The sequence below is a fragment of the Ochrobactrum sp. XJ1 genome, assembly GCF_024701725.1.
Classification (GTDB): domain Bacteria; phylum Pseudomonadota; class Alphaproteobacteria; order Rhizobiales; family Rhizobiaceae; genus Brucella; species Brucella anthropi.
In genome coordinates this window covers 235,479-261,013 of the sequence record NZ_VDGD01000008.1, presented here as the reverse complement: position 1 = coordinate 261,013, position 25,535 = coordinate 235,479, and the positions used below count along the sequence as shown (strand labels likewise).

Below are 25,535 nucleotides of genomic sequence, written 5' to 3'. Positions count from 1 at the left end.
CTCTAATCGTTCATTTTAACGCATTATCCGACGCAAAACCGTTTCACACTTTTGCTGGAAATGCTTTAAATCGATTTATCCACTCAAACAGCCGAGCAAGCCGATGTCCCAGAAAACCGATCTTCTCGCCCCCATCATGACAGGCCAGCCGGTCATTCCGGTTCTGTTGATCGACAAGGTGGAACATGCTGTTCCGCTGGCACGCGCGCTTGCCAAAGGCGGATTGCCCGCAATCGAAATCACCCTGCGGACGGCTGCGGCACTTGATGCCATCCGCGCGGTCGCGTCGGAAGTGCCGGAAGCAATCGTCGGTGCCGGGACGATCCTCAATGCCAAACAATATGAGGATGCAGCGAAGGCTGGTTCGCGCTTCATCGTCAGCCCCGGCGCAACGAAATACATCGTCGCTGCCGCCAATGACAGCGACGTGCCACTTCTGCCCGCCGCCATCACACCGAGCGAAATGCTGGCGCTCCGCGAGGAAGGCTATACCCATCTGAAATTCTTCCCCGCTGAACAGGCTGGCGGCGCATCGTTCCTGAAGGCGCTGTCCTCTCCGCTGGCCGGAACCCTCTTCTGCCCGACAGGCGGCATCAGCCTTGCAAACGCCAGGAATTACCTGTCGCTGCCGAACGTCGTCTGTGTCGGCGGCTCGTGGGTTGCACCGAAAGAACTCGTCGAGGCTGGCGACTGGGATGCAATCACCGACCTTGCAAGTGAAGCAGCTGATCTGAAAAGCTGAGTAAGCTCATATGGGATGTAAAAAGGGGCCTCGAAGGCCCCTTTTCTTTTGGTTTGTCATCGTTTGGATGGCGATCAGTTGGTTTCCGTGAACTTGGCCACTGTCAGGAAGGTAACGGCATTGCCGCTGAACTGGTTGGCGCGTTCGGTCGGCAAATTGCCACGCTGGAAACCTGCCGTGTAGACCATGGCCGGTGCGGAGCGCATCGCATCGTTGCGGAGAACCGGATTGGTCACCGGTATGGCGCTCGACACCGATTCCGTCGACATGGCGACTTCCGAAGTTGGCATCACCGCAGGCTGGACAACTGCACGCGGTTTGGACTGGGCCTTGGCTACATAACGCCCGCCCTTCGCGGTGGTACGAACACCAGTTTCTGCTGCCTTGCCAATCGCTGCGACCTGTTTATGGACTGCCGCAGAAGCAGTGGCTGTCGGCTTTGCCGGTGCCGTGCGGGCAACCGACGCTGTCTGCACAGCTGCTGGAGCCTGTTTTGGCGCAGCGTCTGCAACCGGCTTGCTGTCGTAATAATCGTCAGAAGGCGGTGCGATCAGTTCGCCGATCTCATCCCTCTTGGAAAGCAGGGCAAGCTGCGTGTTGGCACGCGGCGCTTCCTTCGGCAGCGGGAACGCTGCCGTTTCGCCCGGCTGCGGCACAGCCGCATTGCCTGCATCGGCAAGTTGCGTCGGTTCGGCCTGCTGGCTATTGACCAGTGCGGCAATCGCATCCTGACCGTTTGTGGCAGGGTTTTCACCCGGACGCGTCGGACGCGCTGACGGCACCACCGCAGCTGCAAGCTGCATATTATCCGTTTCAAGCTGCGGGCGAGCCGACGGGATTGGCACAAAACCGTTCATCAGCTGCGAAGGCGTGCCAGCATCGGCAACCTGAACCGTATTCGCATCCACGGCGGCACGGGCGGCAGCTGCCGCATCGGCGGCAGGTTCGGCTGCGGCGAGTGCAACGGCATCCTGTGGCGCCATTGCGGGTTTGCGAGCCGGGATAGGAACGTTTAGTGCGGCGACCGGGACTTCGGCTGCGGCCTGGGCCTGTGCATCAAGGCCCGTTTCCGGACGCGGTGCCTGTACCGGAAGCGGAGCATCGCGGGCAGGCAGAGCAGCAACCATGGTTTCACGCGGCTGCTGGACCGGCTCTTCCGGAACCGCTGCCGGAGCCTGACGCGCAGGCGCGGCGCGAGCCGGCCGTGCCGTCGCCGGCGGGGCGCTCACATCACCAGTGTCTTCTTCTTCGTCGGCACCGCCGCCAAACAGCGCACCGAACAGGCTCTTGCTGCGACGCGGCGCGGAATTGCTGGCCATCAAGATCTCGCCGCCACCGGCCTTGCGCTTCTCGATCATGGCCAATGCCTGCTCATAGCCCGGCAACGGCTTGCCGTCTGCGGGAAGGTGAGCGGTCTTGCCATCCGGGAAGAGTGCGAGCAGTTCGCGGCGGCTCATGCGCGGCCAGGAGCGAACATTGCCAACATCCATGTGGACGAATGGCGAGCCGGAACGCGGATAATAACCGACGCCACCGATCTGATAGCGCATGCCGATGCCGCGCAATTTTGCCAGAGGTACGCCGGGAATATAGAAGTCCATCGCTCGGCCGAGCATATGCTGGCTCTTCTTGGCAACACCGGTCTTCGCGGAACGCGAGCGCAGCATGGCATTGGTGGCCGGTGAACGATAAGCGGAAACGACGGTGATATACTGGCTCGATCCAGTGGAGCGATAGACCTGCCAGACCAGATCGAACAGGCGCGGGTCCATCTTGGTCGGCTCGTTGCGGCGCCAGTCTCGCAGGAAAACGTTCAGCTTCTTCAAACCTTGGGCGTCAAAGCGACCGTTTCTCTTGAAGACGATTTCCGCTTTTTCACCGGTGTGAACGTAATAAAGCTTGAGAGAGCGGGTTTCAGCCGAAGCCTGCGAAGGAGACAGCGCCATGAGAACCGCAGCAGCGGCAAGGGCAGACGGAACGGACATAGATGCCTTCATCCCGGTCCAAACCTTCGCAAAGCGCGCTTTAATGGTCGATATGCTGTTCATCGAATCGTATCGCCTTACCGTTTTTCCGCCCCAGAAGCATTCTCCAGGCATCCCTCGGGACTTTCTTTGTGGTGCCACAAAAAGCCTGCGTCCCAGTTCCGCTCGAGCTCCGATTGTCGGATTTAATGGTTAATGGACGCTTAGTGAACAACAAATGAGGAAACACCATGGCAAAAAAGCCACACACGCGCATCTATTTTTGTCATGGTTAAAAAATTATTAACAGTCTTTAATCGGCAACAGTACCTGCCAGGCGTGACAGTCAATCTATTATAAATGACTAAAATTCAATTGGTTACGCAGAGTTTCATCAACTGGCAGCACGGTTGAAAGGGGTCGTTTCCCCCTCCTCATCGGCACCCGGCCCCTTGCCGGAAATCGACGTCACATCGATGCCATATTCCTTCAGCTTCCGGTAAAGTGTGGTTCTTCCAATGCCCAAACGACGAGCAACTTCACTGATTTGCCCGTCATAATGAGCAATCGCGAACCGGATCATTTCTTCTTCGGCTGCGGCAAGCGTGCGCACCTCGCCTGCCCCATCGATCCCGCTGAACAAGCCCGACTGACCACTCACCGTCGGATCGTGATCGACAAGGTTGAACCGAACCGATTGCTGCACTGCCCTTGCAGCCTCTGCCCCCGCACCGATCTGTGCGAAATCAGCTGCCGTCAGTTCGCCAGTCTCGCAGAGAAGGACGGCACGATAAACGGCATTTTTCAGCTCCCGCACATTGCCGGGCCAATGATAGGTCTTCAGCTTTTCCAACGCATGGGTCGTGATGCCGGTGATATGCCCCATCCGTTCTTCGCTGACATAGCGCATCATGAACTGATGCAGCAGGATCGGAATATCTTCCAGACGGTTGCGCAACGACGGCATAGCAATGGCAAAGGAGCCGAGCAGATGGTAAAGCCCTGCATGGAAGCGCCCCATATGGACAAGATCGGCCAGAGGGCGGCTGTTCGATGCCATGATGCGGGCGTTGGACAACGTGCGCTCGCCTCCGCCGCCGGCCTCAAACTGGCCGGACTGCATGGCCGCAAAAAGCTTGATTTGCGTGTGGCGTGGCAGCGCACCCACCTCATCCAGAAAGAGCGTCCCACCATCGGCTTCCACGAGTTTTCCGAGGCTGCGGATGACATCATCCTCGCGGCGATCGCGCCGCGCGGTCGAAACGCCGAAGAAAACTTCGTCGGCATTGTCGACGGTCAAGGTGCGGCAATCAACGGTCACGAAAGGGCCACGCCAGCGAGCACCGCCGCTGCAAATAGCGCGCGCCAGTGTTTCCTTGCCGCTGCCGGGCTCTCCTTCGATCAGAAGCGGTGCATCCAGCGCCGAGGCACGACGTGCCAGAATGCTGACCCGCTCCATTTCCGGGCTTTTGATCGCCATGTCGGAAAGTGTCAGATGAGCTTTCAGGGATGAGCGGGCGCGGCGGATTTCCTGCGTCAGCGCATCGATCTTCAGAACATTGGAAACCGAAACCTGCACACGCTCGAAGGCGACCGGCTTGGTCACAAAATCGACCGCGCCCATTTTCATTGCCTGCAGAACCGGCTGGAGATCATCATTCTGAACGAGAACAATAACGGGAACATTATTTCCAGCTTCGCGCATCCGGCGCAAAACGGTCAGGCCATCCATGTCCGGCATCGATAGATCAAGCAGCATCAGGACGATGTCCTTACGCTGGCTTACGAAACCGAGTGCGCTTGCTCCACCGTCAGCAAGAATGGTCCGATAGCCCATGCGCATGACTATCGCTTCAAGATTGCGCCGATGAATCGGATCGTCATCCGCTATGAGTATGCGCGTGGCCATTAACAGCTATCATCAACCTATGGAGTTCCCACGCCCAAAATACTTAAACAGTTTAAATGTCTCATATTCCAGGCGCGTTATTTGGAGGCAAGCCTTCGTCGAATGCAAGGTACTAAATGTACCTGAACGTCCCATTCACAAAAATTGTATCCTGAATCCACTCCCCGATTCAGGTATTTGCTTTTCTGCAATCCACTGCGGGACAGGCCATCACAAAATTTCGAGGCGCTTTTCCCACCTCTTGGCGATCCTGGCAAGACATGCGAGAAGAGGCCTAGTAGAGCGGTTCCGGTTAACGCGGAATCGTGGAACCGCTCTATCTCTTTGTTTGTACGCATTATCCGACGAAAAACCGTTTCGCACTTTTTCTGGAAATGCTCTTGGAGAATGTTCATGACCCGCTTTTCAGAATCCGTTTCCTTCAACAAGGTTTTGTACGCACCGGCCAGTGATGCGGTTGCTGCCGAAACGACTGACCTCGGCAACCTGCCGGAATGGAATCTGGGCGATCTTTATCCGTCTGCGGACAGCGCAGAACTGAAAAACGATATCGAAAAGGCTATGAAGGACGCTGCAGCCTTCGAGAAACGCTGGAAAGGCAAGCTCGGCGACGAAGCAGCCAAGACCAATGGCGGCAATTTTGTCGATGCAATCAAGGAATTCGAGGCTCTGGACGAACTGATGGGCCGTATCGGCTCCTTCGCGGGCCTCTACTATTATGGCGACACGTCCGACCCGAAGCGCATGAAGCTTTTCGGTGATGTGCAGCAAAAGCTGACCGACGCCAGCACCCATCTCATTTTCTTCGGCCTTGAACTGAACCGCATCGAGGATGCAGTTCTCGAAAAGGCGATGAGCGATAACGAAGCCATTGGCCATTATCGCCCATGGCTGACCGATCTGCGCATGGACAAGCCATATCAGCTCGATGACAAGCTGGAGCAGCTCTTCCATGAAAAGTCGATTACCGGCTACAGCGCCTGGAACCGGCTGTTCGATGAAACGATGTCAGGGCTTCGATTTGAAATCGATGGCAAGGAACTCAGCATCGAGCCGACACTGAACATGCTTCAGGACGCCGATGGGGCCGTGCGTAAAAAAGCCTCCGATGCACTGGCAAAGATTTTTGCCGCCAATCTGCGCACATTCACACTGATCACCAACACGCTCGCCAAAGACAAGGAAATTTCCGATCGCTGGCGCGGTTTTCAGGATATTGCCGACAGCCGCCACCTTGCCAACCGCGTCGAGCGGGAAGTGGTGGACGCACTCGCCAAGGCGGTGGAAGACGCCTATCCACGCCTTTCGCACCGTTATTATGCCCTGAAAGCCAAATGGCTTGGCCTCGAAAAGCTTGAAAACTGGGATCGCAACGCGCCGCTGCCGGAAACGCCGCAGGCGCTCATTCCTTGGGATGAAGCGCGTGAAACCGTACTTTCCGCCTATGGCAATTTCGCACCGGAAATGGCCGAGATTGCGAAGAAATTCTTCGACAGGAACTGGATCGACGCGCCGGTCCGCCCCGGTAAGGCACCGGGCGCCTTTGCACATCCGACCGTTCCGTCTGCGCATCCTTACGTGCTTCTCAATTATATGGGCAAACCGCGCGATGTGATGACGCTGGCACATGAGCTGGGCCATGGCGTGCATCAGGTTCTGGCGGGTGGTCAGGGCGCTCTGATGGCCTCAACGCCACTGACGCTTGCTGAAACCGCATCCGTGTTCGGCGAAATGCTGACCTTCCGTTCGCTTCTGGAGCGCACGAAAGACAAGCGCGAGCGCAAGGCCATGCTGGCGCAGAAGGCCGAGGATATGATCAACACGGTCGTGCGCCAGATAGCCTTCTACCAGTTCGAACGTCGCGTCCATACCGAGCGCCGCGAAGGCGAACTGACCGCAGAACGCATCGGCGAAATCTGGATGGATGTGCAGCGCGAAAGCCTTGGCGATGCCGTCAATCTCAATCCAGGTTACGAGACCTTCTGGACCTATATCCCGCACTTCATCCATTCGCCGTTCTATGTCTATGCCTATGCTTTCGGCGATTGTCTGGTGAACTCGCTTTATGCGGTCTACCAGAACTCGGAAAAGGGCTTCCAGCAGAAATATTTCGACATGCTGAAGGCTGGCGGCACCAAGCACCACAAGGAATTGCTTGCGCCGTTCGGTCTGGATGCAAGCGATCCGGATTTCTGGAGTAAGGGCCTGTCGGTGATCGAAGGCATCATCGACGAGCTTGAAGCCATGGAAGACTGAGCACTTGCGTGACTCACCAAAGCAATAAGCCGCTTATCCTGTTCCGGGATGACAAGGCGGGCCGCGATGTGCTTTTCACGGCCCCCTCATCGATCATTCGCGCCGACACACCTGATGAATTTGAACCCGCATGGGATGCGATGCAGGCGGCCCATAATGCCGGAAAATGGCTTGCGGGTTATCTATCCTATGAAGCCGGCTATCTTCTCGAGCCCAAGCTGAAGCCGTTGCTGCCAGAGGGACGCAATGCCCCGCTTCTCTGCTTCGGCGTGTTCGATGGCCCTTCCGACCAGTCTATGCACGGCCGCGGCGAAGACAATGCCACCTTTCTGCGCAATCCGGTCGCGCAATGGTCGTTTGACGACTATGCGCCCCGCTTCGAACGCTTGCACCAGCACTTGCGCGAAGGCGATTGCTATCAGGGCAACCTCACCTTTCCGATCCATGCGGAATGGGGCGGCGATCCGCGGATCCTGTTCAACATGCTCGCAAAACGTCAGCCGGTTCGCTACGCGACCTATTGCGATCTTGGTGGACCGGTTGTCCTGTCGCGCTCGCCGGAACTTTTCTTTGAAGTCGACGGCGACGGGTGGATTGAAACCCATCCGATGAAAGGCACCATGCCCCGCGGTGCGACGCCTGAAGAAGACGAGCAGAACCGCCAGTTTCTGCTGAACGATCCGAAGAATCAGGCCGAAAACCGCATGATCGTTGATCTGCTTCGCAACGACATTTCGCTTGTCAGCGAAGTAGGATCGCTCGATGTGCCGGAACTCTTCCGCATCGAAACCTATCCCACCGTCCACCAGATGATCAGCCGCGTGCGGGCCAGACTGAAAGAAAACCTGCCATTGCGCACGCTCTTTGCAGCCCTTTTCCCGTGCGGCTCGATCACCGGCGCACCAAAGATCAGCGCCATGGAAATCCTGCGTAAACTGGAGGCCGGGCCGCGCGACATTTATTGCGGCTCGCTCGGCTGGATCGAGCCAAGCGGGCGGATGCGTTTCAACGTTGCCATTCGCACGATCTCGCTTCTCGATGAAAATCGTGCGATCTTCAACGTCGGGGGTGGCGTGGTCTTCGATTCCACGGCGCAAGCGGAGTACGAGGAATGTCTTCTGAAAGCACGGTTCGCGGCACTGTCGAGCCACACGGGGCGCAGGCCGTGATCATGGAGCCGGATTATCAGCTGATCGAAACCATGCGCTGGGAACCGCTCTCGGGCGTTTTACGCTTCGATTTGCATATGGCGCGTCTCGAAAATTCCGCCCGTGAACTCGGTTTTTCCTGCAATATGGAAGCTGTCCGGCAGAAGGTTTCAGAAAGCGGAACCGGTGAGCAGGCCCTGAAGGTGCGGCTGACACTTGCGCCCGATGGCGTGACCACTGTCTCGACCATACCTTTTGAGCCACTCTCCTGCCAGACGATCTGGCGAATCGCGATTGCCCGCACGCACCTTGATCACAATGATACTCTGTTGCGCCACAAGACGACGCGACGGCAGGCCTATATCGCAGCACGCGAAGAGTATTCAACGGCAGAGATCGACGAAGTCATTCTGCTCAATGATCGCGGCGAAGTCTGTGAGGGAACCATTACGTCGATATTTCTCGATGTAGGCGGCACGACCTGCACGACGCCCGCCCTGTCATGCGGCCTCCTCGACGGGGTTCTGCGCCGTGAATTGCTGAACAACAATGTTGTCGAAGAGGGTATCGTTACCGTCGAAACGCTCAAAAATGCGCGCAACATTCTCGTCGGCAATTCGCTGCGCGGCATGATCCGCGCACAGCTGATCGAGGCTTAAAAAGCCAATCCGCATTAAACATGTATTGATGTCATAGGCTTGTGACGTTTCTTTCTTTCTATGAAGTTGTGTTATCGTTCCCGCGCATAAGCTAAACCGGGCTAAGGATAACCCAACACCGCAATTCTGCGGCACCTCAGAGGAAGAAAATGGCGAAAGCGAAATGGCAAGTCTATGGCGAGATAACCGGCCCCGTCATCATGATCGGCTTTGGGTCGATCGGGCGCGGTACCCTGCCGCTGATTGAACGTCATTTCAAATTCGACAAGTCGCGCATGGTCGTGATCGATCCGAGCGACGCCAATCGCAAAATCCTCGATGACAAGGGCATCCGCTTCATCAAGGAAGCAATCACCAAGGACAATTACAAGAAGGTTCTTGGACCTCTCTTGAAAGAAACGGAAGGCCAGCCTTTCATCGTCAATCTTTCGGTCGATACCGGATCACTCGATCTGATGCGTTACGCCCGAGAGCATGGCGCGCTTTATATCGACACCGTGGTGGAGCCTTGGCTCGGCTTCTATTTCGATGAAGACGCAGACAATGCCTCGCGAACCAACTATGCGCTGCGCGAAACGGTTCGCGCTGAAAAGCGCAAGAATCCCGGCGGCACGACCGCGGTTTCCTGCTGCGGTGCCAATCCGGGCATGGTCTCGTGGTTCGTCAAGAAAGCGCTCGTCGATCTTGCGACTGAACTGAAGCTCGATTTCACCGAACCGGCAGCGGATGATCGCCACGGCTGGGCGAAACTGATGAAAAAAGCCGGCGTCAGGGGTATCCACATCGCCGAACGCGATACCCAACGCGCAAAAGAGCCGAAACCTTTCAACACATTCTGGAATACATGGTCCGTCGAAGGGTTCATCGCCGAAGGCTTACAACCGGCAGAGCTTGGCTGGGGCAGCCATGAAAAATGGATGCCCAAGAATGCCCGCAAGCAGAAGAAGGGCAACAAGGCCGCAATTTTCCTTGAACAGCCGGGCGGCAATACCCGTATTCGTACCTGGTGTCCGACGCTCGGCGCGCAATATGGCTTGCTCGTCACCCACAATGAAGCGATCTCCATCGCCGATTTTTTCACGCTGCGCGACAAGAAGGGCAAGCTTGATTTCCGCCTGACCTGTCACTACGCCTATCACCCGAGCAATGACGCCATTCTGGCTCTTGACGAAATGTTCGGCGCAAGCGGCAAGGCGCAACCCGTGCAGCATGTTCTGGAAGAGCATGAAATTCTGGACGGCAGTGATGAACTTGGCGTGCTGCTTTATGGCCACGACAAGAATGCCTATTGGTACGGCTCGCAGTTGACCGTAGAGGAAGCGCGCAAACTTGCGCCTTATCAGAACGCGACTGGCCTGCAGGTTTCCTCAGCCGTTCTGGCGGGCATGGTCTGGGCGCTGGAAAATCCGCGCAGCGGCATCGTCGAGACCGACGAGATGGATTACCGCCGTTGCCTTGAAGTCCAGATGCAATATCTGGGTCCGTTGAACGGCTATTACACTGACTGGACACCGCTGGAAGGTCGCGGCCATCTGTTCAAGGAAGACCTCGATACCAAGGATCCGTGGCAATTCCGGAATATTCTGGTTCGCTAGTCAAGCTGGCCCGGCTTCGACCGGGCCATTCCATGAGGAATATGTGCGTTTATCGATATTTGCCCGCAATACGATAAGGCTGGCTGTAAGCCGGTTTCCTGATCTGATGGCTCTGATCTGCGGACTTCTGGTCTTGCCCTGGATTCTAGGTGTGCCGGGGCATCCCAGCCAGACGGTGCAGTTTGGATGGACGATCGGGCTAATCTCGATTGTCCTCTATCTCGCTCTCTACCAGTTAACGAAATCCATTGCCTCCATGGTCTCGTTCAAGAACAGTACTGCGCTCAAGCACTATCTTCGTCGCGCACTTTCAGCGTCGTCGGTGATCGTCGCCGTCATGATGTTTATATCGGCAATGCTGATTTTCGGGTCGTGACAGCGAAACGGAAAGATCGGGCACAGCCTTCCACTCTGCGCGGCGATCTTGCATCATTGTCAACAAATCGACAGGCGGAGGCCCATTCCTCACAATGAGGGCTTGTTTTCGTGCAAGTTTCAATACATCAAACTAACCATCCCCGAGCGGTTCCAATCAGCACGGAATCGTTGAAGCCGCTCTAAATACTTGGTTTTACGCATTTCAGACGCCAGCCATTTCGCAGTTCTGGCCCGAAAATGCTTTAATGGAGAGCATGGATATGAAACGCTTCCGCATCATTGCCCCTCTTGCAGTCATGTCGCTGGCGTTGGCCGCGTGTGAAACGACTGGCCCGGTCGGCGGCAATGTCCCGACTGTATCCCGCGCCCCTGCCGGCATCGAAGGCAGCTGGGTCGATCCAAACGGCATCGTCTCGTCGTTCAACGGCGGCATTTTCGAGACCCGCTCCACCGACACAAACGAAAAGCTTGCCGAAGGCAACTACCGTTACCAGTCGCCGCAGCTTGTCGAGATCGACATGCGTTCCATCGTGCGCGGCACGTCTTCAAAAGTGAACTGCGCACTTGTTTCTCCGACGCAGCTCAACTGCACGTCGTCGTCGGGTTCGCGCTTCTCCCTGACGCGTCGCGCGGCAGCATAAGCACCCGATATCTTGCGTAAGTTTCAGATATTTACGGCGCGAAAAACATTCGCGCCGATAGAATTGCGCCAGCGGCAATTGTCAGGATTGTAATTTGTCTTTTTTTCTCTAGTTTTCCGGCTGAACAGGAGTCGGAAGATGAGTGAGATGGATAAAGTGCAGGAGAAGCCCAGCCAGACAACCAAAACTGAGGTGCAGGCAAAACTGCCCAAGGTCGGTGTTCTGCTGGTCAATCTCGGCACACCGGATGGCACGAGTTACGGCCCGATGCGCCGCTATCTGGCCGAGTTTCTCTCGGATCGCCGCGTCATCGAATGGCCGCGTCTTATCTGGTATCCGATCCTTTACGGCATCGTTCTCAACACTCGCCCGAAGCGTTCCGGCAAGCTTTACGACCGCATCTGGAACCGCGAGAAAAACGAATCTCCGCTGCGGACCTATACGCGCGCGCAGGGCGAGAAGCTTGCCAAGGCGCTTGCCGACTATCCGAATGTGGTCGTGGACTGGGCAATGCGCTATGGCCAGCCCTCCATTGAAAGCGTGACCGACCGTCTGCTGCAGCAAGGTTGCGAGCGGATCGTCATGTTCCCCCTCTATCCGCAATATTCGGCAACGACGACCGCGACGGTGAACGACAAGTTCTTCGAAGCGCTCATGAAAAAGCGCTTCCAGCCAGCGGTGCGCATCGTCCCGTCTTACGAGACGGAACCCGTTTACATCGAAGCACTGGCCCGCTCCATCGAGAAACATCTGGAAACACTTTCCTTCAAGCCGGAAGTGGTCCTCGCATCCTATCATGGCATTCCGAAAAGCTATTCGGACAAGGGCGACCCCTACCGCCAGCAATGTCTTGAAACATCGCGCCTGCTGCAGGCCCGGCTGGGCCTTGATGACAGCCAGTTTCGCTCCACATTCCAGTCGCGTTTCGGTCCGGAAGAATGGCTCCAGCCTTATACCGACGAAACGGTGGAAGAACTGGCCAAGCACGGGGTCAAGTCGATGGCCGTTCTCAATCCGGGTTTCGTGGCCGACTGTCTGGAAACAGTGGACGAGATCGGCAATGAGGCTGCTGAAGAATTTATGGAAAACGGCGGCGAGAATTTCAGCCATATTCCTTGTCTCAACGACAGCGAAGACGGCATGAAGGTCATCGAGACACTGGTGCGCCGCGAATTGCAGGGATGGGTGTAAGGCAATAGGCGATTAGGGCAGTATGTTTGCCGCGCTAAAGCATCTATTGTCATATTACCCTACTGCCTTAATGCCTTAAAAGGGAAACAATCAATGACCGGTTTCGATATCACGCTGCTCATTCTGGCCGCACTGGTTCTGGCAACGCTGTTTGCCGGTATCAAGACCGTGCCGCAGGGGTTCAACTACACAGTCGAGCGGTTCGGACGCTATACGCGCACCCTCAATCCCGGCCTCAATCTGATCGTGCCATTTTTTGACCGCATCGGCGCGCGCCTCAACATGATGGAACAGGTGCTTGATGTGCCGACGCAGGAGGTCATCACCCGTGACAACGCCATTGTCGGCGTTGACGGCGTGGCTTTCTATCAGGTGCTGAACGCAGCACAGGCAGCCTATCAGGTCGCGAACCTGCAATATGCGATCCTCAATCTTACGATGACCAACATCCGTACCGTCATGGGTTCGATGGATCTCGACGAGCTGCTGTCGAACCGCGATGCCATCAATGATCGTCTGTTACGGGTCGTCGACGAAGCTGCCCATCCGTGGGGCCTCAAAATGACCCGCGTGGAAATCAAGGATATCAATCCGCCGGAAGATATCGTCACCTCGATGGCGCGCCAGATGAAGGCAGAGCGCGACAAGCGCGCGCAGGTTCTTGAAGCCGAAGGCGACCGCAACGCGCAGATTTTGCGCGCCGAGGGTCAGAAGCAGTCACAGATTCTCGAAGCTGAAGGCAAGCTGGAAGCGGCCAAGCGCGAGGCAGAGGCACGCGAGCGCCTCGCGGAAGCCGAAGCGAAAGCCACCACCATGGTTTCCGATGCCGTTGCCAACGGCAATGTACAGGCGCTTAACTACTTCGTTGCACAGAAATATACGGAAGCTCTCAGCAATATTGCCAGCGCCAAGAACCAAAAGGTCGTGCTGATGCCGCTTGAGGCGAGTGCCCTTATCGGCTCGCTCGGCGGCATTGGTGCAATTGCCAAGGAAGTCTTTGGTGATGGCAGCAGGCCGGTAGACCCGGCACCGCAGCCGCCGACCCCTTCCCGCCCGCGCAGCGTTCCCTCCGCAGGGCGCTAAAGCTGCTCAAAAAAGAAGAGAGGGCGCCATGATTATCGAATTTCTGTCCGGCCTTGGCATATGGAACTGGCTCGTTTTCGGGCTGATCCTGCTCATTCTGGAAATCTCGGCGCCCGGCTTCTTCTTCATCTGGTTCGGGCTTGCAGCACTTGTAACCGGTGCGCTCGCCTTTCTCTTGTCTTCGACGACAGGGTTTGGCTGGCAGTTTCAGACGGTTGTGTTTCTGGTTCTGGCCGTCATTTTCGTGCTGGTGGGGCGTCGCTTTTTTGGCTCACGCAGCACCGATGCAGACGAGCCCTTACTCAATCGCCGCGGTGAACAGCTGGTCGGCCAGCGCGCGACATTGACCGAACCGATCATCAATGGTCGCGGGCGTATCCGTATCAACGATACGATGTGGCGCGTGAAGGGCCCTGATCTGCCAACCGGAACAGAAGTCCGCGTTGTGGCTTTTGATCCGGTCTCGCTGGAGATTGAAGTGGCAGAATAAGGCAGTAGGGCAATATGTCTGCCCTACAAAATATAATGCCTCAATACTCTATCAAGCAGCGCCGATCCGCAGCAGGTCGTGGAAATGCACAAGCCCGATCGGGCGTCCGGCCTCGGTGACGATCAGTGCGCCGATGTGATTTTCATTGATGGTGTTGAGTGCTGCCGTCGCCAGCATGTTCTGGTCAACCGTCTTGGGCTTGCGTGTCATGACGTCGTCAACCGCCAAAGCCGCAAGGTTTCGGCTCAGATTGCGCGATATATCGCCGTCTGTGACGATGCCTGCCAGATCACCACCACCGTCGACAACCACAACACAACCAAAACTCTTCTGCGCCAGAACCTTCATCGCGTCCGGCAGAGAGGTGCCCACTTCCACCAGCGGGAGGCGTTCGCCGCGATGCATGATATCGCGGATATGGATAAGACTTGCCCCCAACGAACCACCGGGATGAAATGTCTTGAAGTCACTCGGGGTGAAGCCGCGCGCTTCCAGAAGTGCTATTGCCAGCGCATCACCGATGGCAAGCTGCATCATGGTTGAGGTCGTGGGTGCCAGACCATGCGGGCAGGCCTCGGCAGTTTTCGGCAAGAGCAGCACGACATCCGCAGCACGACCAAGCGCAGAATCCTCACGTGAGGTAATCGCGATCAATGGAATGCGGAAGCGCTGCGAATAATTGACGATCCCCTTCAATTCTGCCGTTTCACCCGACCATGAGATGGCCAAAATAACATCGTCGCGGTCGATCATGCCGAGATCGCCGTGATTGGCTTCCGCCGAATGAACGAAGAATGCCGAAGTACCGGTCGAGGCAAAAGTAGCAGCGAGCTTGGAGCCGATATGGCCGCTCTTGCCGACGCCCGTAACGACCAGACGTCCGCGCGAGGTGACGATACGCTTCACCGCTTCGACAAAGGGGCCGGAAAGGCCGTCGTTCAGCGCTTCTTCAAGCGCTGCGAGGCCCGCATTTTCGGTCTTTATGGTGCGCAGCGCCGAAGCAATAGTCGCTTCCGCATCTGCCGGAGGGATGATCTGATCGAGCTTTTCCATGGCGGCAAGGGTTAACTTTTTCACAGTCAGTTGTCCAAACATTTGTGCAGCGAGCATCGCCATGAATTCAGCCGCAGCAACCAAGAATTAACCATGTGCCTTTACCGTTCATCTACCACGTTGCGACGGTTTGAAAACACGACATGCTATTTGCCAAGACCCCTTCTGGCGGTTCGACGCCCATTGCCCGCAGGCTGCAATGCCTGTTTTTGTCGGGCGTGGCGATAGCAATCTGTCATGGTTCTGCATTTGCTCAGGAAGCCTATCTGCGCGGAAGCGTTGCCGAGGACGTGCTTTCAGCCTCCTCGCCGGAAACGCTCGCAAATCGTGGGCTTGCCGCCCCCGGATATGATGACGGCGCCAGCGAGACGACCGACGACAGTTATACCCCACCTGAAAACACGACAGCGGCAGACCCGGCCGCCACAACACAAACCGCTCCGACCGTTCCCGTGCCGCAGGACCGTCAGCCGCTTCGACCCGACAATATTCGTGTTGGCTCGGTCGATACCGACGCAAGCGACGAAACGGGCCGGGCACAGCGCGAAAATCTCCGGCAATCGCCCGAGCAGGGCCGAAGCTCCACGCAGGAAACCGACCCGTTCGCGCCGGTCGGCATTCGCACCGGTTCGTTTATCCTGCGACCGTCGCTGGAACAGGGTATCCGTGTCACGACCAACGGCGACAACAGCGCAAGCGGTTCCAGCGCCGTTCTCAACGAAACCACGTTGCGGCTCAATGCACAGTCGGACTGGGCGCGCCATCAGGCAACACTCGATGCTTCGGGCACATGGGCCAAGTCCATTTCGGGCGAAGACGTTTCCGAACCGCAGGTCGATATTCAGGGCAAACTGCGTTTCGATCTCGGTGACCAGACGACCGTCAACACTGGCGCAGGCTATCGGCTGCGCCGCGAAAGCGCGTCAAGCCCGAACGGGGTCGTCAGCGCATTGCAACGGCCTCTGGTTCACACACTCAATGGAAGCCTCGGCGTCGAACGAGACATGGGCCTGATCTTCGGCAGCGCAACCGGACGGGTCGAGCACAATATTTATGGCGATGCGGAATTGTCCTCCGGCGGCACAGTCAGCCAGAAGGATCGCGACAACACCTATGCCAGCATTACGCTGCGCGGCGGTTTCAGCCTGTCCCCGGCAATCAAGCCCTTCACTGAAGTTGAGCTGGGCAAGCGCATCTTCGACGAGAAGGTAGACAGCAACGGCTATGAACGCAGCGGATCACAATTTGCCCTGCGTGGCGGTATGATGCTGGATATGGGCGAAAAGCTGAACGGTGAATTCGCCGCCGGTTACATGCGCGCCAACAGCGATGATTCTCGTCTTGGCGACATCAGCGGACCGTCGATCAATGCAGCGCTCAACTGGTCACCGCTACGCGGAACCGATGTGAGCCTCTATGCGCAGACAATGGTCGATACTTCGACCACACCCGGCATTGCAGGGTCGCTCCTGCATTTTGCCAGCCTCGATGTGACGCACCGCATACGTTCAGACCTGAGCCTCAATGGCAGGCTCGACGCGAATATCCGGCAGAACAAGGATGGCACCGGAACCGACTACACGATCGGTGCGCAGATCGGGGCAACCTACTGGATCAACCGGTTTGTCGGGCTGGATGCGCGCCTGCGTCACGAATTCCTGACAAGCAAGATTTCCGATCGCGAATATACCGCCGACAGTGTCTATCTCGGCGTGAAGGTGCAGCGTTAGAGCATGTCTCCCGAAAGGGGAAACCGGTTTCGGGATAAAGACATGATTAAAAACAAATAGATAGAGCATTTCCAATAATTCAATCAAAGCAGGAAATGCTCTAGTGTGGAGATAGGACGGCACCCCTTTCGGGATGCCGTATTATCGTGAGTTTAAGCGAGCCAGAACAGAATACACGCCATGCCGAAGCCCAGAAGCCCGATAAGGGTTTCCAGAACCGTCCAGGTTTTCAGCGTTGTCTTGACGTCCATATTGAAGAAACGACCGACGAGCCAGAAACCGGAATCGTTGACGTGGGAGAGCATGACCGACCCTGCAGCAAGGGCAATCACCACTGCGGCGGTCTCAAGCCCGTGATATCCGGCAGCCTGAACGGCAGGCTGGATAAGCCCGGCAGCCGTTATCAGTGCTACCGTTGCCGACCCCTGTGCTACGCGCAAAATCGTTGCGATCAGGAAGCCTGCCACGATGACAGGCAGTCCTGTATCGGCGAACGCATTTGACAAGGCGTCGCCAATGCCGGAAGCACGCAGAACACCGCCAAACATGCCGCCTGCGCCCGTAATCAGGATGATGGAACACACCGGACCGAGCGCCGAATCGAGAATGCGTTCGACGCTGGCTGCATCTCTGCCGCGCCGTGGCCCGAGCACATAGGATGCCACCAGCACTGAAATCAGGAGAGCAACCGGCGTCGATCCGATCATTCGCGCCAGCTGATACCAGTTTGCATCGGCACTGACCCAGCCTTGCGCGCGGGCAAAATCGAGCCCCGTATTGATGAAGATCAGAACCAGCGGCAGCAGAAGCAGCAACATGACCAAGCCGGAACTCGGAGGATTGACAGCTTCTTCTCCGTTTTTCCCGGCATCAAAACTATCGGGGATCGGAAGTACGATCTTCTTGCCGATCCATGCACCAAAAAGGTGCCCGGCGATGAACCAGACAGGTATGACGACCACGATCCCGACGAGGATGAGAAGCCCCACATCTGCACCCAGAAGCTCGGATGCGGCCACCGGGCCCGGATGCGGCGGCACGAAAACGTGCATCACCGAAAAGGCCGCTGCGACCGGAATACCGTAGAGAAGCAAGCTTCCTTTAAGGCGCCGTGCGACGGTGAAGACCACGGGAAGCATCACGACCAATCCCGCATCGAAAAAGATAGGGAAGCCGAAGATGAGCGACGCGATGCCAAGCGCCATAGGCGCGCGCTTTTCGCCGAACCGTCGGATGAGATCGTCGGCCAGTGCCTGTGCGCCACCGGATATTTCAAGCAACCGGCCCAGCATTGCGCCAAGACCGACCAGAAGTGCCACCCCGCCAAGGGTTGACCCGAAGGCGGAAGTGATTGTCGTCAGAATATTGCCTGCCGGGATGCCGGTCGCGAGCGCCGTCAAGAGGCTGACGATTATAAGCGCTACGAAGGCATGGACACGAAACCGGATGATGAGCAAAAGCAATAATAGAACAGCGCCCACCGCGATCGAGATGAGCGCGCCTGCACCCATCGTCTGCTGGAATTCCTGCATGCTTTATTCCTTATGAGGGGGAGGAACCTGTTTGACCGATTGCACCCAAAAGATGTTTCACACTTTTTTGGGTACGTACTAGGCCAAAAGCCTATTGTCATTGTCAAAAAAAGCAAGTTTCACGGAAATAATACCCGCGACCATAAAAAAACGCCCCCTTTTGCAGGGGGCGTGACCAGAGATTTGACTGGTTATATCAGGCTGGTTTGATGGTGTTCAGCAGATTGCCGATCGAGCTTTCGACGGAAGGCCGAATGTCGTTGCGCCACAACGCAAAGGCAACGTTGGCTTCAATGAAACCAGCCTTGGAGCCGCAGTCGAATGTCAGGCCCTGATAATCGAAGCCGAAGAATTTCTGTGCGTCGGCAAGCTTCAGCATGGCATCCGTCAACTGGATTTCGTTGCCAGCGCCCTTTTCCTGCTTGCTCAGAAGTTCGAAGATTTCCGGCTGCAGGATATAGCGACCATTGATGTAAAGATTGGAAGGCGCCGTGCCCTTGGCAGGTTTTTCAACCATCTGCGTGATTTCGAAACCGCTGCCGATGGCTTCGCCCTTGCCGACGATACCGTATTTATGCGCTTCTTCCGGGTCGCATTCCTGCACGGCGATGACGTTGCCGCCGGTCTTTTCGTAAAGCTCGACCATCTCCTTCAGGCAGCCCTTCTTCGACTGCATGACCATATCTGGCAGCAGGAGAGCGAAGGGTTCATCACCGACGAGCTCACGAGCGCACCAGACTGCATGGCCAAGACCGAGCGGCACCTGCTGGCGGGTGAAGCTTGTCGTTCCCGGCTGCGGCTGGATATCCTGAAGATGCTCCAGTTCCGCCTTCTTGCCGCGCTCTGCGAGCGTGGAATAAAGCTCAACCTGCGCATCGAAATAGTCTTCGATGACCGCCTTGTTGCGCCCGGTGACGAAAATCAGATGTTCGATACCAGCTTCGCGCGCCTCATCGACCACATACTGAATGACGGGCTTGTCGACGACCGTCAGCATTTCTTTGGGGATGGATTTGGTGGCGGGCAGGAAGCGGGTGCCAAGACCTGCAACAGGGAACACGGCCTTGCGAATTTTTCGGATCGAACTCATTCCTCTCCTCGATTTCACTATTTCAGATTTACTATCAAAGCATTGAAACGACTGAATTTCAAATAAGGCCTTTTCATTAAAGAACGACGAAATTGCGTGACCCATCCCATCACATTCAATGACCCGACCTTAATGTTGCTTGATTCAAAAATTTTTCGAAACTTTAGCGAATTTTAAAGCAAGGCCGCGATGGTAAACCAATTGCTAACCGACAGGTTCTAAATTGAACGTTCAACGGTTCGATCCGGAATTTTCTGCTGGCTCAAATTCAACACAGGATGGTATTAATTGAATAATGCAATCCGGAGCGGGCAGAATCCAGGTCGAAGGGAAACGCGCCGGTATCGGCTAAATTTGATTGCAGAAGGGAAACACAGAATGCTGCGATTTCCATTCACGGTGGGCCAGACGATGAAGCTGAAAGCAGCTGCAACGGTTGCGATAGCTGTGCTCGCCTCAACGCTGACGACCGGTTCCGCACTGGCTGATGCGAAATTTCGCCAATGGGTCGCCAGTTTTCGCCCTGTCGCCATAAATGCAGGTGTTTCGCCTTCCACGTTCGACCGCGCATTTCGCGGCGTGGATGCGCCGGACCCGGTCGTGCTGCAGAAGGCCCGCTATCAGCCCGAATTCACCGAACCGGTCTGGAACTACGTCGATAACCGCGTGAACGAACATTCCGTTTCGGTCGGCCAGAACATGGCGCGCAAATGGGGTCCGTGGCTCCAGCGCATCGAACAGCGTTTCTCGGTCGATCGCAATATCCTGCTCGCCATCTGGTCGATGGAGAGCAATTACGGCGAAATTCTCAAGCGTGATGACGTCATGCGCGATGCCGTCCGTTCGCTGGCAACGCTTGCCTATGCAGACCAGCGTCGCGCCAAATATGGCCGCACACAGCTGATTGCTGCAATGAAGATTCTCCAGACCGGCGATATTGACCGCGGCCATCTTTCCGGTTCCTGGGCCGGTGCGCTCGGCCACACACAGTTCATCCCGACGAGCTATCAGGCTTATGCCGTCGATATGGATGGCAATGGCAAGCGTGACATCTGGAATTCGATCCCAGATGCGCTGGGCACAGCGGCCAACCTCCTGCATCGCAATGGCTGGCAGCCAGGCCGTAGCTGGGGTTACGAAGTAGCCTTGCCACAAGGACGCAAGTTCCCTTCCGGCTCACTCTCGATTGCCGAATGGCAGAAGATCGGTCTCGTTCGTGCCAACGGACGCGCCTTCCCCGATCCGAGCGAAAAAGCAACGCTGAAAGTGCCGGATGGCCGTAAGGGGCCCGCCTTCCTGATGACAAAGAATTTCTTCGTCTTGAAGCGCTATAACAACGCCGACAAATACGCACTTGCTGTCGGCCTGCTTGCCGACCGCATCGGCGGCTATCAGGGACTTCGTCAGGACTGGAATCGCCCATTCACGCCGATCACCATGGACGAGAGGCAGGAATTGCAAACGCATCTGAAAGCGCTCGGCTATTATGACGGCAATATCGATGGCAAGATCGGCTCCACTTCGCGGGCGGCAATCGAAGCCTTCCAGCAGCGCAACGGACTTCAGCCGGACGGTCATCCGAGCAAGGAAGTTCTGTCGGTCCTGCGCCGTCGCTAGACTGTCGGGTTAAATTATCAAATGGGGCGCGCTTCTGATCAAGTGCGCCCCATTTTGTTTTTCCAAACAGCCAAGCTAATATACAGGCCATGAAGGCAAGACTGATGCGCGAAAATCGGATTGGGAGACGAATGGTGAACGCTGCTGGCGTCCTGCTGGCAGTCGCAGCTCTGCTGTTCTCAGGCATCGTCACGGCTTCTGCACAGGAACGTCCGCGCACGCTTTTCGATCTCTTGTTCGGCTCGCGGCAGGCACAGCCACAGCGCCAATATCAGCAGCCCGCTCCACAACGCGCCCGGCCAAAGGCGAAGCGGCCCAAGACCACCTCTCCCGCTTCACGACCGACGCCACCACCGGCTGCGACCCCGGCAGTCGAGTTCGTCGAGAAAAAGCCAGATGCCAAAAAGGTTCTTGTTGTCGGTGATTTCATCGGCAACGGTCTGGCCGAAGGCCTTGATGTTGCTTTCGCGTCGGACCCCGATCTTCAGGTTGTAACCCGGATAAATGGCTCCTCCGGCTTTGTGCGCAACGATCATTTCGACTGGCCCGACAATATCGGCAAGATACTGGACGAGGAGAAACCGGCTGCTGTCGTCGTGATGATCGGTTCCAACGACAGACAGGCAATCACCGAGAAAGGCTTAAGTCTGCCAGCCCGATCCCCGGAATGGAATGAAGAATATCAAAAGCGCGTCGCCGCCTTCATCAAGGTGATCAACGACAAGCATTTTCCTCTGGTGTGGATAGGGCAGCCACCCTTTCGCCCGAAAGGCATGTCGCAAGATATGCTGGCGCTCAATGAAATCTATCGCACCGCCACCGAGAAGGCGGGCGGAAAATTTGCCGATGTCTGGGATGGTTTTGTCGATGAGGATGGTAATTTCACCCAGACCGGCTTCGATATTAACGGTCAGACCGCGCGTCTGCGCGGCAATGACGGCATCAACATAACTTCGGCAGGCAAGCGCAAGCTCGCCTTCTATGCGGAAAAGCCGCTTCGCGCCTATCTCGGCGGTGCAAAGGAAGAGGACCAGCCCCTGCCCGCGGCAGGCACGCATGACCCGTCCAAGCCGGTTGATCGCGTGGCACCGGTCAGCATTCGGGACGTTGATAAGGACGAAAGCGGCGTTTTGCTTGGTGGCAACATCACAGCGCGTCCGCAAGCCACACGGCCAGCCCGGACTGAGAGCAAACCTTCACCCGGACGAGCGGACGACTTTTCCTGGCCACAAAAGAGCTCAAATCCCTAAATTATTGCCGCTCCTCAATAGGATTGAGCTATCAGCTGATTGATAGTCCGCGCCTTTCTCTATCCGATATGATTCTAATTGCTACATTCTGCGCTGTTCACAGGAGCGTTCGCATCGTCTATCAGAAGGCGCCGTCTGCCTGAAAAGGCTGGACAGGAAGGGCGCTTTTCCTCGCGCGAGCGGGAGTAGTTTCCAGCGTCCGCCAGAAACAAGAGGCGTTTGAATGAATATCGCATCAAAGCCTTCTGTCGATCCACATCGGGAGGAGGAACCCCATCTTGCACGCAATCTGTCCAACCGACACCTGCAGCTGATCGCCATTGGCGGCGCCATCGGCACCGGCCTTTTCATGGGTTCGGGCAAGACCATTTCGCTGGCAGGCCCTTCGATCCTGCTGGTTTATGCCGTGATCGGCTTCATGCTGTTCTTCGTCATGCGCGCATTGGGCGAAATCCTGCTGTCCAATCTCGAATATCGCTCCTTTGCGGATTTCGCAGGCGATTACCTAGGGCCGTGGGCACAGTTCTTCACCGGCTGGACCTATTGGCTTTGCTGGATTGTGACCGGTGTGGCCGACGTGGTTGCCGTTTCGGGCTACGTCTCGTTCTGGTTCCCGGAACTGGCGCTCTGGATACCGGCGCTCGGACTGATCTTCACGCTTCTGGCGCTCAATCTGCCGACCGTGCGCAATTTCGGTGAAATCGAATTCTGGTTTGCCCTCATCAAGATCGTCGCCATTGTCGGGCTGATCATCGCGGGCGTGTATATGCTCTCGACCGGCTTTACGCTTCCGAATGGAAGTCAGGCATCGGTCGCCCATCTGTGGAACCATGGCGGGTTCTTCCCTAATGGCTTCCTCGGCTTCGTTGCCGGTTTCCAGATCGCGGTTTTCGCCTTCGTTGGCATCGAGCTCGTTGGCACCGCCGCCGCTGAAACCAAGGACCCGGAGCGCAATCTGCCCAAGGCAATCAATTCCATCCCGATCCGCGTGGTACTGTTCTATCTCGGTGCGCTGTTCGTCATCATCACCGTCATTCCGTGGGATCAGGTCGACCCGAATTCGAGCCCGTTCGTCGCCATGTTCTCGCTCGCCAGTCTCGGCATCGCAGCCCATGTCGTGAATTTCGTCGTGCTGACTTCAGCAACGTCGAGCGCAAATTCCGGCATCTACTCGACCTCGCGCATGATCTACGGCCTTGCCACTTCCAAACTCGCGCCGAAAGCGCTCGCCAAACTCAACAAGCGGCAAGTACCGGTCAATTCGCTGTTCTTCTCGTGCGTTTTCCTGCTCGCAGGCGTGGTTCTGCTTTATGCTGGCCAAAGCATCATCGAAGCCTTCACCATCGTCACGACGATTTCGGCGCTGCTCTTCATCTTCATCTGGTCGATCATTCTGGCGTCTTACCTGCAATATCGCCGCAAGCGCCCGGACCTGCATGAAAAGTCCACATTCAAGATGCCCGGCGGACGCGCAGCCGTCGTGATGGTCTTCGCTTTCTTCGCCTTCATTCTCTGGGCGCTGGCGCAAGAGCCGGACACTGCAGCCGCGCTGAAAGTCACGCCGCTCTGGTTCGTGCTTCTCGCCGTCGCGTATCTGGTGATGAAGTCGCGACGCAGCCAAGGCTAAAAACAAAAAGCCCGCCAATCTGGCGGGCTTTTCATTTCTTTGGGTCTCTCTTAGCGCGGTAGAACGGAACTACCCATCAAATCAGCATCGATGGCGTGCGCTGCCTGACGGCCTTCGCGGATTGCCCAGACAACCAGCGACTGGCCGCGGCGCACATCACCGGCTGCATAGAGCTTGTCGACATTGGTGCGGTAGTCACGCTCATTGGCCTTGACCGACTTGGAGCCGCGACGGTCGGTCACGATGTCGAGCTTTTCGCCCAGTTCCTTGACCACGCTGTCTTCAGCCGGTCCGGCAAAACCGATTGCGATGAAGGCCAGATCGGCCTTGATGAAGAATTCCGTTCCGGCAATCGGCTTGCGCTTTTCATCAACCTGACAGCACTTCACATGGGTGAGGCGGCCGTCTTCGCCGATGAACTCCAGCGTTGCCACCTGAAACTCGCGGGAAGCACCTTCCGCCTGGCTGGAAGAGGTACGCATCTTGGTCGCCCAATAAGGCCAGACGCTGAGCTTGTCTTCCTTTTCCGGCGGCTGCGGACGAATATCAAGCTGAGTGACATTGACCGCGCCCTGACGGAACGCCGTGCCCACGCAGTCCGAGGCGGTATCGCCACCGCCGACCACAACGACATGCTTGCCGCCTGCCAGGATCGGAGCCGAAGTCCAGGCAACGGATTCGATATTTTCGCGCCCGACGCGGCGGTTCTGCTGAACCAGATAAGGCATGGCATCATGCACGCCTTCAAAATCTGCACCCGGAATACCCGCCGGGCGCGGCGTTTCCGAGCCACCGCTGTAAAGCACGGCATCATAGGTATCGAGGAGACCGCGCAGCGGCTTGTCGACGCCGATGTTCACACCGCACAGGAAGCGAACGCCCTCGCCTTCCATCTGCGCGACGCGGCGGTCGATGAGGTGCTTTTCCATCTTGAAATCAGGAATGCCGTAACGCAACAGACCGCCGGGGCGGCTTTCGCGCTCATAAACATCAACCATGTGACCAGCACGGGCCAGCTGCTGCGCAGCGGCAAGGCCAGCCGGGCCAGAGCCGATGATGGCAACCGACTTGCCCGTCTTGTTGGCGGCTGGCTGCGGCACGATATGGCCGAGCTCATAGGCCTTGTCGCCCAATGCCTGCTCGACCGTCTTGATCGCAACCGGCGTATCCTCGAGGTTCAGCGTGCAGGCTTCCTCGCAAGGGGCCGGGCAAACGCGACCCGTGAATTCCGGGAAATTGTTGGTCAGATGCAGGTTGCGGATCGCCTGATCCCAATTGTTGTTATAGACGAGATCGTTCCAGTCCGGGATCTGGTTATGCACCGGACAGCCCGTCGGGCCATGGCAGAACGGAATGCCGCAATCCATGCAGCGCGCCGCCTGCTTCTGCACTTCGCCATCCGTCATCGGAATGGTGAATTCCCGGAAGTGACGGATACGATCCGACGCTGGCTGGTACTTCGCTACCTGCCGGTCAATTTCAAGAAAACCAGTTACCTTACCCATTCTCTTACTCCCCTCGGCCTGCGACCAGCGCGTGGTCGGCTTTGCCGGAAGTTGCCCTGTCTGCCGCATCATCTT

20 protein-coding genes are annotated in these 25,535 nt (G+C 56.8%); 14 read left to right on the top strand and 6 right to left on the bottom strand.

Going from position 1 to position 25,535, the window contains the following annotated elements:
* Positions 1-103: 103 nt before the first annotated feature.
* Complete coding sequence (locus FG152_RS16400; RefSeq protein ID WP_010660682.1) at positions 104-742, top strand: 2-dehydro-3-deoxy-phosphogluconate aldolase; 639 nt, start codon at positions 104-106, stop codon at positions 740-742.
* A gap of 74 nt (positions 743-816) precedes the next feature.
* On the opposite strand, the gene FG152_RS16395 is transcribed toward FG152_RS16400, so the two are convergent.
* Together FG152_RS16395 and FG152_RS16390 are read right to left on the bottom strand one after the other, a co-directional pair.
* On the bottom strand, positions 817-2,739 hold the full coding sequence (locus FG152_RS16395) for a peptidoglycan L,D-endopeptidase MepK (RefSeq protein ID WP_010660681.1): 1,923 nt from the start codon (positions 2,737-2,739) through the stop codon (positions 817-819).
* A 361-nt stretch (positions 2,740-3,100) separates the two neighbouring features.
* Positions 3,101-4,615 (bottom strand): sigma-54-dependent transcriptional regulator, encoded by a 1,515-nt coding sequence (locus FG152_RS16390; protein ID WP_010660680.1) that lies wholly within the window; start codon positions 4,613-4,615, stop codon positions 3,101-3,103.
* A 393-nt stretch (positions 4,616-5,008) separates the two neighbouring features.
* Here FG152_RS16390 and FG152_RS16385 point away from each other — a divergent pair, with 393 nt between their 5' ends.
* The 9 genes from FG152_RS16385 to FG152_RS16345 all read left to right on the top strand — a co-directional run bounded on the left by FG152_RS16385 (position 5,009) and on the right by FG152_RS16345 (position 14,056).
* A complete protein-coding gene (locus FG152_RS16385; RefSeq protein ID WP_010660679.1) occupies positions 5,009-6,871 on the top strand; it encodes a M3 family oligoendopeptidase in 1,863 nt (620 codons plus the stop codon).
* Between the two features lie 8 nt (positions 6,872-6,879).
* The gene (locus FG152_RS16380; protein WP_010660678.1) at positions 6,880-8,040 is read left to right on the top strand and encodes an aminodeoxychorismate synthase component I; all 1,161 of its coding nucleotides are present in this window, start codon (positions 6,880-6,882) and stop codon (positions 8,038-8,040) included.
* A complete protein-coding gene (locus FG152_RS16375; protein WP_010660677.1) occupies positions 7,983-8,678 on the top strand; it encodes an aminotransferase class IV family protein in 696 nt (231 codons plus the stop codon). The genes FG152_RS16380 and FG152_RS16375 overlap by 58 nt, the downstream gene beginning before the upstream one ends.
* Positions 8,679-8,827: 149 nt before the next feature.
* A complete protein-coding gene (locus FG152_RS16370; protein ID WP_010660676.1) occupies positions 8,828-10,273 on the top strand; it encodes a homospermidine synthase in 1,446 nt (481 codons plus the stop codon).
* A gap of 43 nt (positions 10,274-10,316) precedes the next feature.
* Complete coding sequence (locus FG152_RS16365; protein ID WP_010660675.1) at positions 10,317-10,649, top strand: hypothetical protein; 333 nt, start codon at positions 10,317-10,319, stop codon at positions 10,647-10,649.
* A 262-nt stretch (positions 10,650-10,911) separates the two neighbouring features.
* Complete coding sequence (gene omp10 / locus FG152_RS16360) at positions 10,912-11,292, top strand: outer membrane lipoprotein Omp10 (RefSeq protein WP_010660674.1); 381 nt, start codon at positions 10,912-10,914, stop codon at positions 11,290-11,292.
* 138 nt (positions 11,293-11,430) lie between these two features.
* Positions 11,431-12,483 (top strand): ferrochelatase, encoded by a 1,053-nt coding sequence (gene hemH, locus FG152_RS16355; protein ID WP_029376175.1) that lies wholly within the window; start codon positions 11,431-11,433, stop codon positions 12,481-12,483.
* 93 nt (positions 12,484-12,576) lie between these two features.
* Entirely contained in the window at positions 12,577-13,566 is a 990-nt protein-coding gene (locus FG152_RS16350; protein ID WP_010660672.1) for an SPFH domain-containing protein, read from the top strand.
* A gap of 28 nt (positions 13,567-13,594) precedes the next feature.
* Positions 13,595-14,056 carry an NfeD family protein gene (locus FG152_RS16345; protein ID WP_010660671.1) on the top strand — a complete coding sequence of 154 codons (462 nt, stop codon included), beginning with the start codon at positions 13,595-13,597 and terminating at the stop codon, positions 14,054-14,056.
* 51 nt (positions 14,057-14,107) lie between these two features.
* Here the strand turns inward: FG152_RS16345 and FG152_RS16340 are convergent, their stop codons facing one another.
* Positions 14,108-15,109: a KpsF/GutQ family sugar-phosphate isomerase gene (locus FG152_RS16340; protein ID WP_010660670.1), complete on the bottom strand. Its 1,002-nt coding sequence runs from the start codon at positions 15,107-15,109 to the stop codon at positions 14,108-14,110.
* A 143-nt stretch (positions 15,110-15,252) separates the two neighbouring features.
* Here FG152_RS16340 and FG152_RS16335 point away from each other — a divergent pair, with 143 nt between their 5' ends.
* Positions 15,253-16,839, top strand: coding sequence for an outer membrane beta-barrel protein (locus tag FG152_RS16335; RefSeq protein WP_010660669.1), 1,587 nt, complete (start codon positions 15,253-15,255; stop codon positions 16,837-16,839).
* 152 nt (positions 16,840-16,991) lie between these two features.
* Here the strand turns inward: FG152_RS16335 and FG152_RS16330 are convergent, their stop codons facing one another.
* A complete protein-coding gene (locus FG152_RS16330; protein ID WP_010660668.1) occupies positions 16,992-18,371 on the bottom strand; it encodes a GntP family permease in 1,380 nt (459 codons plus the stop codon).
* A gap of 196 nt (positions 18,372-18,567) precedes the next feature.
* The gene (gene galU, locus FG152_RS16325) at positions 18,568-19,461 is read right to left on the bottom strand and encodes a UTP--glucose-1-phosphate uridylyltransferase GalU (RefSeq protein ID WP_012093562.1); all 894 of its coding nucleotides are present in this window, start codon (positions 19,459-19,461) and stop codon (positions 18,568-18,570) included.
* Between the two features lie 378 nt (positions 19,462-19,839).
* On the opposite strand from galU, the gene FG152_RS16320 reads away from it, so the two are divergent.
* The 3 genes from FG152_RS16320 (at position 19,840) to cycA (ending at position 23,955) form a co-directional block, all read left to right on the top strand.
* Positions 19,840-21,078 carry a lytic murein transglycosylase gene (locus tag FG152_RS16320; RefSeq protein WP_010660666.1) on the top strand — a complete coding sequence of 413 codons (1,239 nt, stop codon included), beginning with the start codon at positions 19,840-19,842 and terminating at the stop codon, positions 21,076-21,078.
* Between the two features lie 104 nt (positions 21,079-21,182).
* Positions 21,183-22,328, top strand: a complete 1,146-nt coding sequence (locus FG152_RS16315; protein ID WP_029929777.1) for an SGNH/GDSL hydrolase family protein — start codon at positions 21,183-21,185, stop codon at positions 22,326-22,328.
* A gap of 223 nt (positions 22,329-22,551) precedes the next feature.
* Positions 22,552-23,955 carry a D-serine/D-alanine/glycine transporter gene (gene cycA, locus FG152_RS16310; protein WP_498987162.1) on the top strand — a complete coding sequence of 468 codons (1,404 nt, stop codon included), beginning with the start codon at positions 22,552-22,554 and terminating at the stop codon, positions 23,953-23,955.
* Between the two features lie 50 nt (positions 23,956-24,005).
* Here cycA and FG152_RS16305 read toward each other — a convergent pair whose 3' ends face one another.
* Positions 24,006-25,460, bottom strand: a complete 1,455-nt coding sequence (locus FG152_RS16305; protein ID WP_010660663.1) for a glutamate synthase subunit beta — start codon at positions 25,458-25,460, stop codon at positions 24,006-24,008.
* Positions 25,461-25,535: the final 75 nt, after the last annotated feature.